The organism is Sphingobacterium sp. BN32, from assembly GCF_030503615.1.
In the GTDB taxonomy this organism is placed as follows: domain Bacteria; phylum Bacteroidota; class Bacteroidia; order Sphingobacteriales; family Sphingobacteriaceae; genus Sphingobacterium.
Genome location: NZ_CP129963.1, coordinates 2,782,353 through 2,799,857, shown reverse-complemented (window position 1 = coordinate 2,799,857; position 17,505 = coordinate 2,782,353). Strand labels below are relative to the sequence as shown.

Here is a 17,505-nt window from a genome sequence, read left to right as displayed (position 1 = left end):
AGTTTTTATTTGTTCAATAAATGGCATATGTGTAGAACGCTACTTATTATCATATTCTTTCTCTTTGAAAGCAGCATACTACTTATTGCTCAAGAGAAAGCACAACTCCGTGCTGTTGTTTTGGAAGCCGGAACGCAAGCACCATTAGTTGGGATACAGATCGACCTAACGAATAATCAGCAATCAACAATCAGTAATGAGCAGGGACAGTTCCTGTTTGTCAACTTAGATGCAGGATCGGAACAACTCAGCATCCGAGCGGCGGGTTATCGGCCTTTTCAAATGAACTTGATTATTCAGGAGGGCGAGACTTTGCGCTTGGATACAATCGAACTTGTTCCTGAACCGAAAGTGGATTATCAAATGCTGTTAGGGGTGATTGATGAAGATGTGCTTGGCGAAGCGGATATCTCTAATCAGGAGGTTCAGTCCTCCGTTATTTTATCAAATGACATTTACCTAAATAAGGTTGGTTTTAAATTATCTCCATTTCGATATCGTGTTCGCGGTTATGACCCGATCTACGAGCAGACTTTTATCAATGGGGTATTGGCGAATGACCAATACCGTCGAGTTTTTAATTACGCATCCATTGGTGCATTGAATGACCTAACGCGTAACGGTGATGTGGTCAATTACAATAATGCTGGCACTTTCACCTTCGGATCTATTGGTGGGTCTGAAAATATCAATATGCGGGCAGGATCTTATGCTCCCGGTGCTAGGGTTACACTGTCTTATACAAACAGGAATTATTATGCGCGTAGTATTTTAAGCTATGCGACAGGGATGTCTGATCGGGGCTGGGCTTTTGTCGGCGCTTTGGGTGGACGATTTTCCGACCGTGGATATATTGAAGGAACGTCTTACGAAAATGTCTCTTATGCGCTCTCTGTCGAAAGACAATGGGATGAAGGAAGGCATTCCATCGCTCTTGTCACCTATGGCTCACCGGTCGTCCGAGGGCAACAAGGTTCGTCATTTCAGGAAGCCTACGATCTAACAAAGAATAATCTCTACAACCCGAATTGGGGTTATCAAAATGGGAAAGTCCGGAATTCAAGAATTGTAAAAGCTTATGATCCCACTGTAATTTTATCACATGTGTGGCGTGTGGATGATCGAACTTCCTTGAGCAGTGGGGCGATGCTGCATTATGGCCGTTATAGCAATTCAGCCTTGAACTGGTATGACGCGATGGATCCCCGTCCTGATTATTACCGGAAACTACCGTCCTACCAACTGTTGGACAGTACGCGTGCTTCCTTAGATATTAGTGGTTTGACGAATAGGTGGACTTCCGGGGATTCGCGAACCACACAAATTGATTGGGATGATCTCTATGCACAGAACAGAAACCCGGAACATCGGAGAAAATATGGCGGAGAAGCCCTGTATATGGTCGAACGTAGGCATTTTGATCTATTAGAGGGTACCATGAACGCTAATTTTCATAAACTTTACGATAATAATATGTCTATTACCGCGGGAGTGGAGGCTAGAAAATCGACTTCATTTCAGTATAAAACTGTTAATGATCTTTTGGGAGCAGACTTTGTGACGGACTATGACAAGTTTGCCGAACGCGAGAAAGAGTATTCAGATTTCGAAACGCGAAAGCAGAATGATTTAGTATTCCCAGATCGTAAGGTTTATGTTGGTGACATCTTTGGATATGACTTTGAGATCGGTATCCAATCGGCGAGTATCTGGTTTAATAATCAGCATAAAAAAAAGTCTTTTGATTTTTATTATGGAAGTAAGTTCTCGTATACCGATTTTCGACGAAGCGGAAGGATGAAAAATGGACGATTCCCCAATTCTTCTTATGGTAAGGGTCGGAAGCATCAGTTTTTTGATTTCGCTTTAAAAGGGGGGATAAATTACAAGTTTTCCGGCCGCCATTTTCTATCGATGAATCTGGGCTTGCTCACAGAGGCTCCCGTTCCAGACCGAGCGTATATTATGTCCCGGTCGACCGATCAAACCGCATTAAACCTGAAAAGCGCTCGAATTTTTCAAAGTGATTTAAATTATATCTTCTCGACTCCGAAAATAGCCGGACGAATTAGTTTTTTCCAGACAAATTTTAACGACCAAGTTGAGCGAACGCAATACTACCATGATTCGGAGCGAACCTTTGTCTTCCACCAGTTATCGGGCGTATCGAAGGTACACCGTGGCGTAGAAGGCGCTGCAACATTTACACCCGACCGACATTGGAGCATTGATGCGATTTTGAATTTGGGAGAATATTATTATTCTGGCAATCCCATGGGGACTATGAATTCGGAAAATGGAAAATTGGTGAATGTGCAGGAAAAGGTGTATTTAAAAAATGTGTATGTGTCAGGGACGCCACAGTTTGCTGGAATATTGGCGGCACGTTATTTTTATGATTTTTGGTTTTTCGAGATTAGCGGTAATTATGCAGGTAGGATGTATTTGTCGGCGGCACCCCTACGCCGTATTGCTTCCAATTATGCGAACATAAATCCTAACGATCCACAGAATTATAAGGCATACCTACAACTAAGTGCGCAAGAGCGCTTAACGGACGCTATTACCTTTGATGGGTCCATTGGCAAGTTGCTCTACCTGAAGAATAGAAAGTCGTTAAGCGTTAATTTCTCTATCGTCAATTTTATGAATGATAAAAGCATTCGTACTGGAGGGTTTGAACAGGGAAGACTAAGCACCAAGTGGCCAAATCAATTCGCGCCAAGATACTTTTACATGCAGGGTTTAAATGTGTTTTTGAACACGAGTTATAGATTCTAAAAGATGAAAATGATGAAGAAGATACATATCCTATTATTGCTGTTAGTGGCTTTGTGTATTGCTGCTTGTGAGCGTGATTATTCTCCGCCACCTTTAACAGAACCTAAATACACTGGAAAGCTGAACAATATCAGTATTAAACAGCTAAAGACACAGTTTAAGAATATTACTGCCCCGACGGAAGTTACGGATGAGTTCATCATTAGAGGTATCGTCGTAGGAAATGATGAATCTGGCAATATCTATAAACAGATTTATATCCAAGATGAGACCGCGGGATTGAATATTGGCATCGATCAGAACGCAATCTACGGAACGTATCAAGTAGGGCAAGAGATTTTCCTGCATTTGAAAGGCTTATTTATGTTAAAATACGGCGATGAATTGCAGCTAGGAATGGCCAGCACACAAGCAAACCGTATTCGTTGGGACGATTTCCAAACACGTGCCTTCGCTAATTCCTGGCCCAACATGAAGAATGTCGAGGCTAAGAAAATCGCAATTCAAGATATGTCAGAAGAATATCTACATCAGCTTGTTGAATTTAACGATATCCGCTTTGTCAATGGTGGAAAGAGTGCGTTTATTACCGGCGATCGTACAACAAATGAGAGTATCAAAGATGCGTCTGGGAAAACTCTCGATGTTCGGACGAGTAATTACGCGGATTTCTCACGAGAACCATTACCGAAAGGAAAAGGGAAATTGTTTGGTGTATTGGGGCGTTTTAATGGTGCTTGGCAATTGGTCTTAAGAACGAAATCAGATATCGGTGATTTTGACGGATCGGAAGAAGAGACTGTCGCGCCGAATTCAGCAATATTCTTTAAGGAGACGTTTGGTAACCAGCGTTACGGCTCGGGCAACAGACCAAAGATTAATGATTTTACGGACTTCGATATGAAAGCTCCAGTCAAATATGAGGATGCAAGTAAAAACGCTGATATTCGGAGCATCTCAAGTGGAACTGGCGCACATATCTGGTTACCGGCAAATAGGGATGCGATCATTAAGATTTCTGGCATCAACAGCCTTAATAAGGGTGTTGTCAATCTTAAATATGATTTGACAGCGAATCTATTTGATGCGGGATCTACGGCAAATCTTGATCAAATTCAGATTCGAGTAAACGGCAATATGATGGTGGTTCCGAGTAAAGTTATTTCTAATGCGGCGGGAGACAATGGCAAATATTATACGATTGAATTGAAAAACTTGCCGCAATCTTCTAATCTTATTATTGAATTCATTTCGTCTTCGCAATCGAACAAGATTGGTTTCCGATTAGATAATATTGAACTAAGCGGGAGTGCTATAGAGAAAAAAGAAGAAATTATTGTCTTAAGCGGTAAAAGAATTCACTGATGAAGCGATTATTTATTGTCAAGCTGTTTTTATTGCTTTATGTCCAGCTGGTAACTTCTGCCTTTGCCCAGAAGAAGCAGTTCCAAGTTTTCCCTCTCGCTTTTTATAATTTGGAGAATCTTTTTGATGCCTTTGCAGACACGTCTGGGAATGACGCTGAATTTACACCCATGGGGCCATTGCAATGGACGGAAGAAAAGTATGCCAAGAAAATACGAAGGTTAGGGCATGTGTTATCTCAACTAGGCAAACAATATAGTCCGTCAGGACCAGCTCTTATAGGAGTATGTGAAATCGAAAATAAGAGGGTTTTACAAGATCTAGTTGCTGACCCAGGGATTCGTGAAAATAACTATCAAATTGTACATTTTGATTCTCCAGATCGTAGGGGGATTGATGTGGCGATGCTCTATGATGCCAGACAGTTCGAGCTGTTAGAGTCTAGAGCAATTCCTTTCAAGATGCCTGAAAAAGCTACTTATGTAACTAGGGATATACTCTTTGTGAAAGGAAGACTGTCGGAAGAGACAATCTATGTCTATGTGAACCATTGGCCATCTCGGTTTACAGCAGACTCATGGAAACTTAGAGGGCATGCTGCCACTATTTTAAAATCCAGTGTAGATTCGTTGCAGCGTATAAGTCCAGATGCTAAGATCATCATCATGGGTGATTTCAATGATGACCCAGTAGATAAGAGTTTGACGAAAGAATTGGGAGCTCGAGTGAAAAAACAGGATGTAATCGAGGGCGGGCTATTCAATACTATGTACGGCTTCTATCAAAGAGGCATAGGGACTTTAGGATATTTGGGTAAATGGAATTTGTTTGATCAATTGATCATCTCATCACCCTTGCTCAATGCAGATAGAGGGAAGTTGAGGTTTTGGAAGTCGGAGATCTTTAATCCTGATTTTTTAATCAGTAAGGAAGGTCGCTATAAGGGCTATCCATTCAGGACGTTTTCAGGTAATATGTTTCAAAACGGCTACTCCGACCATTTTCCTGTTATTCTTTACCTAATTAAGGAAATTATAAATTGACGTTTAAACTGTTCAGTATGCGCATATTTAACATTTGGTTGTTTCGGTTCTTTGCATTATTGCTGTTCACGGTATTGATTTCCTGTAAAAAGGAACCACATAAAATATTAGCTGAACGTACTGTTATGCTTTACATGGCGGCCAATAATAACCTTGCGTCGAATGCTTATGATAACATCAATCAGATGGAGGAAGGCATTCGAAACATCGACGGTTCGTTAGTTGTGTATGCAAAAATATTCGGTCAATCTCCTCGCATCTATCGCATTAGTTTTGACGATTCCAGAGAGATAAGGAGTGCGGTTCTGAAAAGCTATCCTGACCATGACTCTTCCGATCCAACAATCATGAAAATGGTGATGGAGGATATGCAGAACCTTGCACCAGCTAAGTCTTACGGACTGGTGCTTTGGTCGCATGCCTCCAATTGGTTGCCGGGAACAGCGAAACAAAAAACGAGATCTTTTGGTGATGATGACGGGAAGACAATGGATATCAAAGCGCTGAGAGCTGCTCTCCCACAAAATTTGGACTTCCTTGTTTTTGACGCTTGTTCGATGGCATCTGTAGAAGTACTATATGAACTAAAGGATATAACTCCGTTCGTGTTGGCATCTCCAACGGAGATTATCAATACCGGTATGCCCTACCACCAGGTCTTGAATGGGTTGTTTGACCCCGACATACTATCGGGACTCATGGACGTAGCTCGATCAACATATGAATATTATAACGAAAAGGATGGAATCTTGCGCTCGGCAACATTTTCTCTTATTGACATGAAAAAATTGGAAATGTTAGCAGAAACAACAAGGAGTTTGATCTCTGAGATGAATGTGGAAAGGGTTCGACGCGATGGAATTCAGCGATTGGATTTAGATCGAACTTCGCCAATCGCAGCCTTTGACTTCCTGGATTTCGGACAACGACATTTGAGCTCTGAAAATGCTAAAAAACTGGAGGAAGCTATTAACAAAGTCGTTCTGTTTAAAATCTATACCAGTCATTTTCTGGGTTTTCCGTTAAAGCGCTTTTCCGGTTTATCCTGTTATATTCCAGATCAACACCAATACAACTATTCACGTTATTATAAATCTTTAAAGTGGACGAAGAGGTCGGGCTTTAATCAATTATTCTGGTGGGAATAAGAGTTTGGTTAAATAAAGGTTTGGACTTTTGCTTTTCTGCTGGAGAAATAAAGAGTGCTCCTAAGCGAAAATATTATGATCCTACAGCATGAATTACCTGAATATTTTTTTAAAATTTTGATATTTATCGAAAGCTATTTTTGCGTTTCTTCTCCCTAACAATGCATTTGCGATTTTATATCCAAAGCTATACACGGGTTCAGGCTTCCAGGATCCTGCAAAATGATGAATACAGTACGTGTTATCCGTCAAATTGATCTCTAATGTTTCCCAGCTTTTCGGACAGAAATAATCGCTAGGATATAAGGTGCAATAATTTGGAATGATCTGAAATGTGTTATTCAAAGTGAAACCATCTATTTGCTTCATCAATTCAGTCGTGAAAAATACATTAGTTGTAGTATCAATTTCGCCATTTTCAGAAACGAAACTACGTTGGTAATAACCTTCCAGAAGGTCGCTTATCCATTGAGAATTTTTCACACTTCCCATTATTCCAGTCGTAACGTTATTATTGTCCTCAAAACCTGAAAATGCAATTTGAGAGAGTATATCTTCAGTTAAGGGTTTAATAAACTCGACATCTGTATCTAAGTAAATTCCACCTTCACTTTTTAAGGCATATAAACGCACGACATCAGATACAAATGCGAACTTTCTATTTTCATATGCTTGTTTCGCATAACTGAATTCTTCTAAGTCAAAATTTGATTCGTTCCATTCTTTAATCTCATACTCGGGAAGGAATTTTTTCCAAGATTCTATACATTTATTAATTAGTTTTGATTTTTCACCCTTACCAAACCAACAATAGTGTATTTTTTTAGGTATCATGTTCAATGACTTAAATGAGCGTCTTAAGATAATATTTTATGTCTTTCTAATTCTAATCGTGAGAAAGAATAGTATTATTTTTCTAAAAGATAATTTATCGAATTCTCTAACGGATTGCTATTTCACAAAAACCATTGATAAATCCCATTGTCATCAAAAATAGTATAAAAGAATTCGTTTTTTTGATCGTTCGTATCAAATGTAGTCTTTAAGTTACTTGGAACATATTTAAGTAGAAACTTTAATAATACAAACGAACAAAGCAGTCATATGGTAAGGAGTTTGCTCGTTTGTATTAATTTTAGAATAATCCCATTTGTCCAGAATCATCCATTTGTATGTCGTCCGGATTAGTTATTTCGAATGAAATATCCGATGCGTCATTCTTTTCTGTAGCTTCAGGATTCTCTGCCGACTTATTAAGATTTTCTGTTGAGTCTACATTCGATGTCTCTTCTACTATCGGATCGATAGAAGTCGAAAGGTCTTTTTCGTCAGTCATTAACTTGATCTTTTTGACCGTATGAAAAGACAGCCTATTTCCTTGTGCTTTCATGCCTTTTACATCAACGATTTCATTCAATGGTTGATCGATATGCTCTTTGGTTTGTGACTTGCCTTTAAGTATATCTAAAGCTACTAAAGGTTCGTCGTTGTTAGTAAGTAGAATGAGCTTGCTGTCTTCGCCGATAAACTTCATTCTTTTCCCAACAGGCAAATCATCAAAATTGAAACGTTTCACGTAATAAGTTCCTTTGCTATCTTGGTGGATTGCTGTATAAACCTGTTGCGGATGAAACTTCTCCATTCGCGTCATCTTGTCATCGAAGTGATTGCTTAGGTCAAAGTTAGACAATTCATAACTTCCGTCGCTCATCGTTAATAGAATCTTATCATCACCATCGAACTCACCTAGAAAGCGACCTCTTTCGTCTGCATTTAGTCGTTTCAACACATCATCATACCAGATTTTGCGACCTGCAAGCGTAGAAACACCAGCACTTTTGAACGACACTTTCTTAACTGGATACTTGCTTACAATATTTCCTTGAGAAGCTCTACCCTTGATTGCGATTTCCGCGAAATCCATATCAAACGTTAGCTTACGAAGTTTAGAATGTGGCTTTAATTGAATGTTTACTACTTCAGCTTCTCCGTTAGAATTCGCTGTGAAATATAGAATTTTAGAACCCTTCGTCGCCTTACCTATATCATAATCTTTATCGCGCGTAACACCGGTCACTGCAAATCGTTTGATATAACTTGTCCCAGTGCCGCCATCCTTATATATTACATTATAAACTGTTCGCTCATCACCTTTTTTGAATACCGCGACATGGATAATGTCTTTACCAACAAAGACTTTATCTTGAATTTTAACAACAGAGTATTTTCCATCTGCTCGGAACACGATGATGTCGTCGATATCAGAACAATCGCCTACTAGCTCATCTTTCTTCATGTTGGTACCAATGAAACCCTCTTCCCGGTTGACATAAAGTTTCGCATTCGCTAGTGCTACCTGTGTTGCCTCTACGCGATCGAATACTCGCAGTTCCGTCTTACGAACGCGATCTTTCCCGTACTTGCCACGGATATACTCAAACCATTCAATCGTATATTCTGTTAGGTTTCTAAGATTCTTTCGAACTTCTTTGATTTCATCTTCAAGCGATTTCATCTGTTCGTCGGCTTTCTTCACGTCGAATCGCGTAATACTGCTCATCGGTTTGTCGATCAAACGTTTATAATCTTCAGGCTCGATGGTTCTGTAGAACTGGGGGAAGAAAGGTTCGAATAGGCGGTTCAAAACCGTAACAACGGTGTCAAAATCTCCAGCATTCTCATAGTCTGAATGTTTATACATCCCTTCTTGAATGAATATCTTCAAGAGCGAGCTAAAGAATATCTTTTCTTGCAGCTCATGCAGACAGATCTCTAATTCCTGTTTTATGAGGCTTTTTGTCTGCTTCGTATTTTCGATCAAGATATCATTGACACTCATAAAGAGCGGCTTATTATTCTTGATTACACAGGTATTTGGAGAGATGGACGTCTCACAAGCGGTAAATGCGTAAAGTGCATCTATGGTTACATCTGGAGAGATTCCAGGTGCAAGATGAACCATGATTTCAACCGTTCCGGCTGTGTTATCTTCAATTTTTTTAATCTTAATCTTACCCTTTTCGTTCGCCGTTACGATACTATCAATCAGACTTCCTGTAGTTGTTCCATACGGTATTTCTGTGATGGCTAGGGTTTTCTTATCACGCTCTTCAATTTTCGCTCTCACACGTATTTTACCACCACGTCGACCTTCGTTGTACGCAGAAACATCTGCTAGACCACCGGTAGGGAAATCTGGATAAATTGAAGGACGTTCGCCACGTAAAACTTGTATAGAGCCTTCAATCAATTCATTGAAGTTATGCGGCATAATTTTCGTAGCGAGACCAACCGCGATACCTTCCGCTCCTTGGGCAAGCAATAAAGGGAATTTGACAGGTAGAGTTACGGGCTCCTTATTCCGGCCATCATAACTCAGTTGCCAATCAGTCGTATCTGGATTGAAGACTACTTCGTTTGCAAACTTTGATAATCTACCCTCAATATAACGAGGGGCGGCAGCAGAGTCTCCGGTGATCGGATCGCCCCAGTTTCCTTGGCAATCAATCAACAGATCTTTTTGCCCAATTTGCACCATGGCATCTCCGATAGAGGCATCGCCATGAGGATGGTATTTCATGGTATTACCTATGACATTTGCAGCCTTATTATACCGCCCGTCATCCATTTCTTTTAGGGAATGCAGAATGCGTCGTTGTACAGGTTTGAAGCCGTCATTGATATGTGGTACGGCGCGATCTAAAATAACATACGATGCATAATCTAGGAACCAATTTTCATATAAACCAGAAAGTGCAACAGTGCTGCTTTGTTGGTCTGGGTTCTGGGTCGATTCGTTGTTCTCGTCTGTGTTGTTGATTTCGTCACTCATTTACTAATCGATCAATTTTAATGCTGTTTGCGATATGCTCGCGAACCTTGTAAAAATACAAAAATGATTTCACTTCTAGGCATGAAGCTCTCCCTGCAATGGGGTCGCGTTAGCCAGAAAGAGGACGTACATGTGATCGATCAGGGACTTCTAAATAGAAAAAATGTTATAGCTGCCAAAACTTTAGCACATGATCATTTAATATTCTATCCTATACTATTTGCTAGTAGGCATGCCAGAAATTTAAGCCTTGTTAAGCTTCAATTGTCTTACATCAGATCGGGATTCTTCATCTTGATTCAGTAGTTCCTGAAAGACATCCCAATACTCGCCTGCCATCTTATCCCAGCTATAATGTGCTCTTGAATAATTCTGGTAACTAATTTTTTTTTCATTAAAAGAAGAGCATTCTTCAAGTAATTCGTTGATCATCCTTTTCCAGGCTTCTTTATCTGAGGAGGGCAGGAGGATGCCATTTTTCTTGTCTTTAATGGCGTCGATAATTCCTTCAGTTGAAGAAGCTACGACGAGCGTGCCGGACAGGGACGCTTCCAAACAGACTAAGCCGAATCCCTCCATATCTCCTGGAACATGAATATTCGGCATGAGAAAGGCAGTACTATTTGCAAGCAAGGCTTTCAGATCTGGAAATGGGACTTTCCCAAAATGAACAACCTTCGCTGCTATTTGAGGATTCTTCAATAATTGTCTTATTTGTTTTTCGTCAGAGGGATATCCCAGAAATAAGGTAATGATGTGATAAATTTTCTTTGGTAGAAGCCTAAGCATCTTCTCTGTCCATTTCGGTTTCTTATTAAAAGGGCCGAGCATTATTAGTTGGAAGTTGTTGGGTAATTCGCGGACGACATGATCGAGTAACCATGAAAAGCCCTTCCTTTTCACTGGCCGACCCAAAGTGATGAAATATTTGGGTTTAGATTGAAGAATGGGATACTTTACTGTCAGCTGTTCCAATGTCACCTCAGGTTGCTCTGCAATCTGATGATCGACTCCGTTCGCAATGACTTTTATTTTAGTCGCTGAAATACCCCGATATACAGCTTCTTTCGCCGTTGCATGACTTACAGTAATGACTAAATCATACTTATTAAACTTGGGGATAATCTTCTGTTGAAAATATCGAAGAGGAAAAACGACATCCAAGCCATGAAGCGTGACGACTTTTTTTATATGCTCATATCCTTTATGAAAGAGGGCCATGGAGGCTATTAATCCGTCATTAAAATGGATAACTTCAATATCCGGGTTATCCCTTAGCATTTGTAGAATTTTCCTATTTAGCCCTATAAAGAATGACAAGAGTCGCTGCTCGTCCTTTCGGTAAACTAACAGATGCACTTTAGTGTGCTTAGCGACTCCATGAATAAGCTCATAACTTTGCTTTTCCATGCCGCCGGTTGCTGGCGGGTATTTATGACTGACGAACAGGATTTCAGGTTTGAGCAGTTTCATAGCATTGTTTAAAGGGTATAGCCCGACTTAAAGACTGTCGAGCATTTTTAATTCTGATGTCGATTCCGCCGAGCTTCGAATATTTTTTTTGATGAAAAGATAAAGTATGAATCCGACGCCTATCCAAATAATCTGTCTTGCTCTACGCAGTATGGAAACTGTTACCCAAGCGGAGGCGGAGCTGATGCCCACTAAAGTCAACATAAGTTTATTTCCAAGTTCTTCTACTCCAAGTTGCCCTGGAATGAACGCGCCAAAACTCTTGAATACAATAACGCTCATATCGAGCAATAGGCCGTCCATGATACTGATATCAAAACCTAGAAAAACAACAATTAGATAGAATTCTAGGCTTCCGATTATCCAATGTATTGCTGCAAGCAGATAGGAATACCAAAACATATTTCTATCATTTTTATAAAAGATCCGCAGGTCGATAACTAAGTTTTGGATCCGACTTTTAAATTTTTTAATGAATGATGCATCCGGCGAAGTTTGTACTCGTTCTAAGTCGTTCGTTTTAGATATCCAACGAATAAATAGAGCTTGAATCAGTATGAGCGTTATGCTGATAGCAGCAAAAGCAGGCCACCAGTCTGAGGAAAATACCAAATGTTTGCTATGAAATGCGAGGAATAGACCCGCAATTAGGAATAGGAGAATTTGTGAAAGCACAGCAGTCATCCTAGAAGCCGCAACAGAACTTAGTGCGTTACTGTTGTTTATCCGATAGGACTGGAGCAGCCGCGCTTTCAGAATATCCCCCCCTACGATGCTTGTGGGATTATATAGTCCAACGGTTTCACCAACTTGTCGAACGGAGAATAATTGGAATAGCGTTATTTTCTTTCTGTCTTCACCCAAACAAACATGCCAGGACCAAGTACCGAAGAAATAGGCTACATAAGTGATGGCCATTAGATAGATAAATTTGAATCCAATTGAACGTACCGCTTGCATGGTGCTTTCGATATCCGTATTTAAGATGAAGACGATGATAAAGCTCAGAACGATGAGCAGCACCAACAGCTTGATCCATTTTTGATAAACTAGCTTGCTGCCCATATCAAATCATTCGATGCGTATCCTGCAAGGCTATCTATTTCTGCGAAATAGATGTCAGCCAGACTACTCCAATCTAATCTTTGAACATATTGCAGGCCAGCATCTGAAATATCGTGATGCAGTGCTTTGTTATCCAATAGTTTATGTAGATAATGCACATATTCCTTTGCATTATTTGGCGTGCATTTGAATCCCGTTCTGCCATGATCCACTAAACTTCCGCTTCCACCTCCGTTGGCAATTACACAAGGTAAGCCGGATGCCATCGCTTCAATCACGACATTTCCATAGGTCTCTGAGGTAGAAGTAAAAACGAACGCATCCGATGATGCATACAGCATCGAAAGCTCTTCATGCGACAATTTACCTAGGAAAAGGGCCTGGGGCATATGTTCCATTGCATCATTCTTTGCTGCGCCATCACCAGCAACAACGAGATTGTATGGCATGCCTTCATGTTCCAAGTGTCGATATATCGCAATCAACGTTTCAATATTTTTCTCCCAAACTAAACGACTTGCAAAAAGAATGGTTGGTTTATTGTTTCGTGTCAATCGCTGTAGGTAAGCGATATTTCTCTTTGTTGGATTGAAAAGCTCACAATCGATCCCTCGCTGCCATATCGAGAGTCTTTCCCCTTCAATGCCGAGCTGCTGTAGTTCCTGCATGATGTTGGCTGTAGGAACATAGACACGTTGGCAATTATTGTAGAAACGTTGCATGGTATTCTTCATCCACTGCTCCGTCGGACGAATTAATGCGTTGAAGTTTCTAAGGTAGTAAGCAATGTAAGATATGAAATGTGTATGATAGATGCTGATCACAGGAATGTTCCTTCGTTTGGCATATTTTAAAGCAAAAAAACCAAGCATCGAAGGTGTTGCGATATGGATCACATCGGGTTGAAAATTATCTAAGGCTTGTTCGATCTTATTTTTCGCCAGCTGTGGAACCGCAATAAAATAATCGTCATTAATTGGGATTCGAAGTGTTGGCACTTTAAGACTTTTGAAATTACCGAATTCCTCCGGACCGACGCCATAAATGAAAAAGTAGGAATACGAAAATTGATCTATGCGATTAATTAGCTGGAACATCGTTCTTGAAGCTCCATCGAAATCTTCAATTAGCATTTCTGAGAAAAAAGCAACCTTTTTCATATTGTAGCGTTTAAAGGGTTCCGGTAAAGGTAAGAGCCTCATATTTAGTCATTGAGAAGATTCTATTAAGGAATTATAAAGATGGTATTGCCCCGATGTTATGTGTTAATATTTTCCTTTATTTCAATAAACAAATGTTTAATCTTAATTAAAGGTATAGGTTACAATGCCCCTCTAATTTTGTAATAGAGCAAAGTTTAGATACATATGCTGATCAATCTTCCTTATCCACGAAAAAGTAGAGCTTGGAATTTCAGGTTGTTTGGTTTACTCACCTTACTTTTTTGCAGCCTTAGTTTTATCCTTAGTTTTAAACCTGACAAGAATTCCCAACAGCTCCTCACAATTCCTACTCCTAACCTGACCGAAGCGAAGTCGGGGGAGTTAAATGTCCTGACCTACAACGTTGCTGGCCTCCCACAACTCATATCCTCGGCGAAAACTCCGCGAGCAAGCAGCATACGAAGCATAGGGCAGCGAATCAATCATTTCGATATTGTCAATGTGCAAGAGGATTTTAATTATAATGAATTTCTGTATGCAGACAATTCACACCCTTATCGTACAGAAGCAATGGGGACAATTCCTTTTAGCGATGGACTTAGTACTTTATCTAAATATCCGATCGTTGATGTGGACCGTGTTGCTTGGAAACACTGTAGCGGCGCTGATTGCTTTACTCCCAAAGGCTTTAGCTATACTCGCATGGAGCTTAGCAAAGGCGTGTTTCTAGACGTTTATAATATACATGCTACCGCACAAGATAACAAGGATGCGGTTAAAGCGAGAAAGCAGAATCTTATTCAATTTGCAAATTATGTGAAGCAGCATTCGGAAGGCGAGGCCGTGCTGATCATGGGAGATTTCAATGCTCATTATACATTTTCAGAAGATAATATCCGCGACTTCAAGAGAGAAACGGGAATGATAGACGGTTGGGTTGAAGTCTGGAATAGGGGAGAAATACCAGGTGTGGTGACAGGATTTAAGGCGCGAGTAGCCTTAGACATTGATGAGGCCTGTGAAAGTATTGATAAGATTTACTTTCGTGGAAGTTCGAAATTTAGTTTTATTCCGAGAGGCTATCGCGTTGAGAAGGAGCTTTTTCAAAATAAAGATGGGGCTGCACTTTCCGATCATTGCGCCATATCAATGGTATTTCAGTGGAAGATAATTGAAGGACAAACTGAGTCCATAACATCAGAAGGGTCGCAACGCGATGCCGCTAGTTAAAAAACATTTGCTGACGCCAAATTATAGATAAATGACTATACTATTAATTATTGTAGGTTTAATAATCGCTTTCTTGTTTGTTTTTAATAATTTGAAAAACAAACTTATATCGGTTGATTTTCCGCAAAAACAACAAGAAGAAGAAGAAGAAGACGCATTGGTCATCAAAGGAGAATTTAGTGTGCTTACATATAATATCGCCGGATTGCCCCAAGGGATTTCCGCTGCGAAAACTCTTCGAAAAGAAGCTATAGCTGAAATTGGAGAGAAAATAAAACCCTTTGATATCGTCAATGTGCAGGAAGATTTTAATTATAACAACTCGTTTTATTCCCGCAATGAACACGAATATAAGACAAGTCATAAAGGGAAAATACCGGTCGGAGATGGATTAAATACCCTATCTCATTTTCCGATTCTATCCTATCACCGTATCCCTTGGCGGCATTGTTCAGGACCCGATTGTTGGACTGTCAAGGGTTTCAGTATTACACAAATTCAATTGGCCCCAGGGATCATTGTCGATGTATATAATGTACATGCAAATTCGAGCGATGTTGCTCGAGCTACGAGAGCTCGTCGGGAAAATTTTAGACAGCTTGCAAAATATATCAATGAACATTCTGAGGAAAAGCCATTGATAGTGATGGGTGATTTCAATGCGCATTACGCATATAAACGCGATAATCTTTATGAATTTATTGAGTCGACAGGATTAACTGATGGATGGGTGAACTACTTGCGGAAGAACGAATTCCCTGAGATCATTCCGAAATTTGTTGCACAACATATGCTCTCTTTAAATAATGAGACAGAGAGTCTGGATAAGATTTTCTTTAGGGATAGCGAAAACTTGAAATTCCAGCCGAAGGATTATCAGGTTGAAAGTGTTTTGTTTACTAATACAAAGAATCAAGCATTATCCGATCACTTAGCTGTTTCTATGCAATTTGAATGGGCATGGAGTGTGGAACGATCGGTCCCAGCGCATGAATCGAAACCACTCATTGAACAAAAGGTATTGGCGACAGCCTAAAAACATACATTCTTGGAAAAAAAAGGGCTATCCGCTTTGGATAGCCCTTTCTATTTTTACATTATTTTCTTAGTCGATATACTCAAAACCAACGTAAGGAACCAATACCTCCGGAATTTTTATTCCTTTCTCTGTTTGGTTATTTTCCAATAGTGTTGCAACAATGCGTGGCAATGCTAGTGCAGAACCATTTAGCGTGTGTGCAAGTTGTGTTTTACCTTCATCATTCTTGAAACGGACTTTTAAACGATTTGCTTGATAGGTCTCAAAATTTGATACAGAAGAAACCTCCAACCATCTTTTTTGTGCGGCACTGTAGGTTTCCATATCGTAGGTCATAGCTGATGTAAAGCTCATATCACCGCCACAAAGACGTAACACACGATAAGGAAGTCCTAATTTCTGCAATAAAGATTGAACATATGCGCTCATTTCCTCAAGAGTAGCGTAGGACTGATCAGGATGAACAATCTGCACTAATTCGACCTTGTCGAATTGATGAAGACGGTTCAAGCCACGTACATGAGCTCCGTATGAACCTGCTTCACGACGGAAACAAGGTGTATAGCCGCAATGTCTAATCGGGAAATCCTCTGCTTTTACAATCGTATCTCTATAAATATTCGTAATGGGCACTTCAGCCGTTGGAATTAAATATAGATCATCGTTTACAACATGATACATTTGGCCTTCTTTATCTGGCAGCTGTCCAGTAGCATATGCTGAAGCTTCATTGACCACGATAGGCACTTGAACTTCACGATATCCCATCTTAGTAGCTTCGTCTAGGAAGAAGTTAATCAATCCTCTTTGAAGTCTTGCCCCTTTTCCTTTGTAAACAGGAAATCCAGCACCAGTAACCTTGGTTCCAAGCTCGAAATCAATGATGTCATATTTTGCAGCAAGCTCCCAATGCGGTAATGCATCTTCGGCAAGCGCAGGTTTATCTCCATTTTCTAAGACGACTTCGTTTTCCTCCGGAGTAATTCCCTTGGGCACTAAAGTATGGGGAAGATTAGGAAGTTGGATTAGCTTATTATGCAACTCGATCTCAACGCGTTCCAGTTCTTCTGTAAATTCTTTTAATTGCTCTTTATATGATGCGGATTGCGATTTGATAGCTTCAGCTTCTTCTTTTTTGCCCTGACGCATTAGATCTCCAATCTGTTTTGCCGACGAATTAGCTTCCGCAGCAATAGAGTCAGACTGGTTTTGGACTTTACGACGTTGTTCATCCAATGCTATGATCTGGTCTACCAAATCAGCGTCGTTGAAATTCTTAATAGCAAGTCTTTCAACTACCTTATCCCTTTTTTCACGGATGTAATTTAATTGCAACATATAACTTTACTTTCGTTAAAATAATGCA

General features: G+C 40.1%; 12 protein-coding genes. 6 read left to right on the top strand and 6 right to left on the bottom strand.

Annotated elements, in window-relative coordinates; genetic code table 11:
* Positions 1-27: 27 nt before the first annotated feature.
* The 4 genes from QYC40_RS11815 to QYC40_RS11800 are packed head-to-tail and all read left to right on the top strand — an operon-like array spanning position 28 to position 6,337.
* Complete coding sequence (locus tag QYC40_RS11815; protein WP_301990446.1) at positions 28-2,781, top strand: carboxypeptidase-like regulatory domain-containing protein; 2,754 nt, start codon at positions 28-30, stop codon at positions 2,779-2,781.
* A 9-nt stretch (positions 2,782-2,790) separates the two neighbouring features.
* Entirely contained in the window at positions 2,791-4,146 is a 1,356-nt protein-coding gene (locus tag QYC40_RS11810) for a DUF5689 domain-containing protein (protein ID WP_301990445.1), read from the top strand.
* Positions 4,146-5,189: an endonuclease/exonuclease/phosphatase family protein gene (locus QYC40_RS11805; protein WP_301990444.1), complete on the top strand. Its 1,044-nt coding sequence runs from the start codon at positions 4,146-4,148 to the stop codon at positions 5,187-5,189. The genes QYC40_RS11810 and QYC40_RS11805 overlap by 1 nt, the downstream gene beginning before the upstream one ends.
* Positions 5,190-5,206: 17 nt before the next feature.
* A complete protein-coding gene (locus QYC40_RS11800; protein WP_301990443.1) occupies positions 5,207-6,337 on the top strand; it encodes a clostripain-related cysteine peptidase in 1,131 nt (376 codons plus the stop codon).
* Between the two features lie 93 nt (positions 6,338-6,430).
* On the opposite strand, the gene QYC40_RS11795 is transcribed toward QYC40_RS11800, so the two are convergent.
* From QYC40_RS11795 to QYC40_RS11775, 5 genes are all read right to left on the bottom strand, one after another.
* Complete coding sequence (locus tag QYC40_RS11795) at positions 6,431-7,171, bottom strand: glycosyltransferase family 32 protein (protein WP_301990442.1); 741 nt, start codon at positions 7,169-7,171, stop codon at positions 6,431-6,433.
* A 301-nt stretch (positions 7,172-7,472) separates the two neighbouring features.
* Positions 7,473-10,169 carry a DNA gyrase/topoisomerase IV subunit A gene (locus QYC40_RS11790; protein ID WP_301990441.1) on the bottom strand — a complete coding sequence of 899 codons (2,697 nt, stop codon included), beginning with the start codon at positions 10,167-10,169 and terminating at the stop codon, positions 7,473-7,475.
* A 243-nt stretch (positions 10,170-10,412) separates the two neighbouring features.
* Positions 10,413-11,642, bottom strand: a complete 1,230-nt coding sequence (locus QYC40_RS11785; protein ID WP_301990439.1) for a glycosyltransferase family 4 protein — start codon at positions 11,640-11,642, stop codon at positions 10,413-10,415.
* 27 nt (positions 11,643-11,669) lie between these two features.
* Complete coding sequence (locus QYC40_RS11780) at positions 11,670-12,707, bottom strand: lysylphosphatidylglycerol synthase transmembrane domain-containing protein (RefSeq protein ID WP_301990438.1); 1,038 nt, start codon at positions 12,705-12,707, stop codon at positions 11,670-11,672.
* Complete coding sequence (locus QYC40_RS11775; RefSeq protein WP_301990437.1) at positions 12,692-13,867, bottom strand: glycosyltransferase family 1 protein; 1,176 nt, start codon at positions 13,865-13,867, stop codon at positions 12,692-12,694. The genes QYC40_RS11780 and QYC40_RS11775 overlap by 16 nt, the downstream gene beginning before the upstream one ends.
* Before the next feature lie 207 nt (positions 13,868-14,074).
* On the opposite strand from QYC40_RS11775, the gene QYC40_RS11770 reads away from it, so the two are divergent.
* Together QYC40_RS11770 and QYC40_RS11765 are read left to right on the top strand one after the other, a co-directional pair.
* Positions 14,075-15,100, top strand: a complete 1,026-nt coding sequence (locus QYC40_RS11770) for an endonuclease/exonuclease/phosphatase family protein (protein ID WP_301990436.1) — start codon at positions 14,075-14,077, stop codon at positions 15,098-15,100.
* Between the two features lie 31 nt (positions 15,101-15,131).
* Positions 15,132-16,136: an endonuclease/exonuclease/phosphatase family protein gene (locus tag QYC40_RS11765; RefSeq protein WP_301990435.1), complete on the top strand. Its 1,005-nt coding sequence runs from the start codon at positions 15,132-15,134 to the stop codon at positions 16,134-16,136.
* A gap of 69 nt (positions 16,137-16,205) precedes the next feature.
* Here QYC40_RS11765 and serS read toward each other — a convergent pair whose 3' ends face one another.
* Positions 16,206-17,477 (bottom strand): serine--tRNA ligase, encoded by a 1,272-nt coding sequence (serS, locus tag QYC40_RS11760; protein ID WP_301990434.1) that lies wholly within the window; start codon positions 17,475-17,477, stop codon positions 16,206-16,208.
* Between the last annotated feature and the right edge of the window lie 28 nt (positions 17,478-17,505).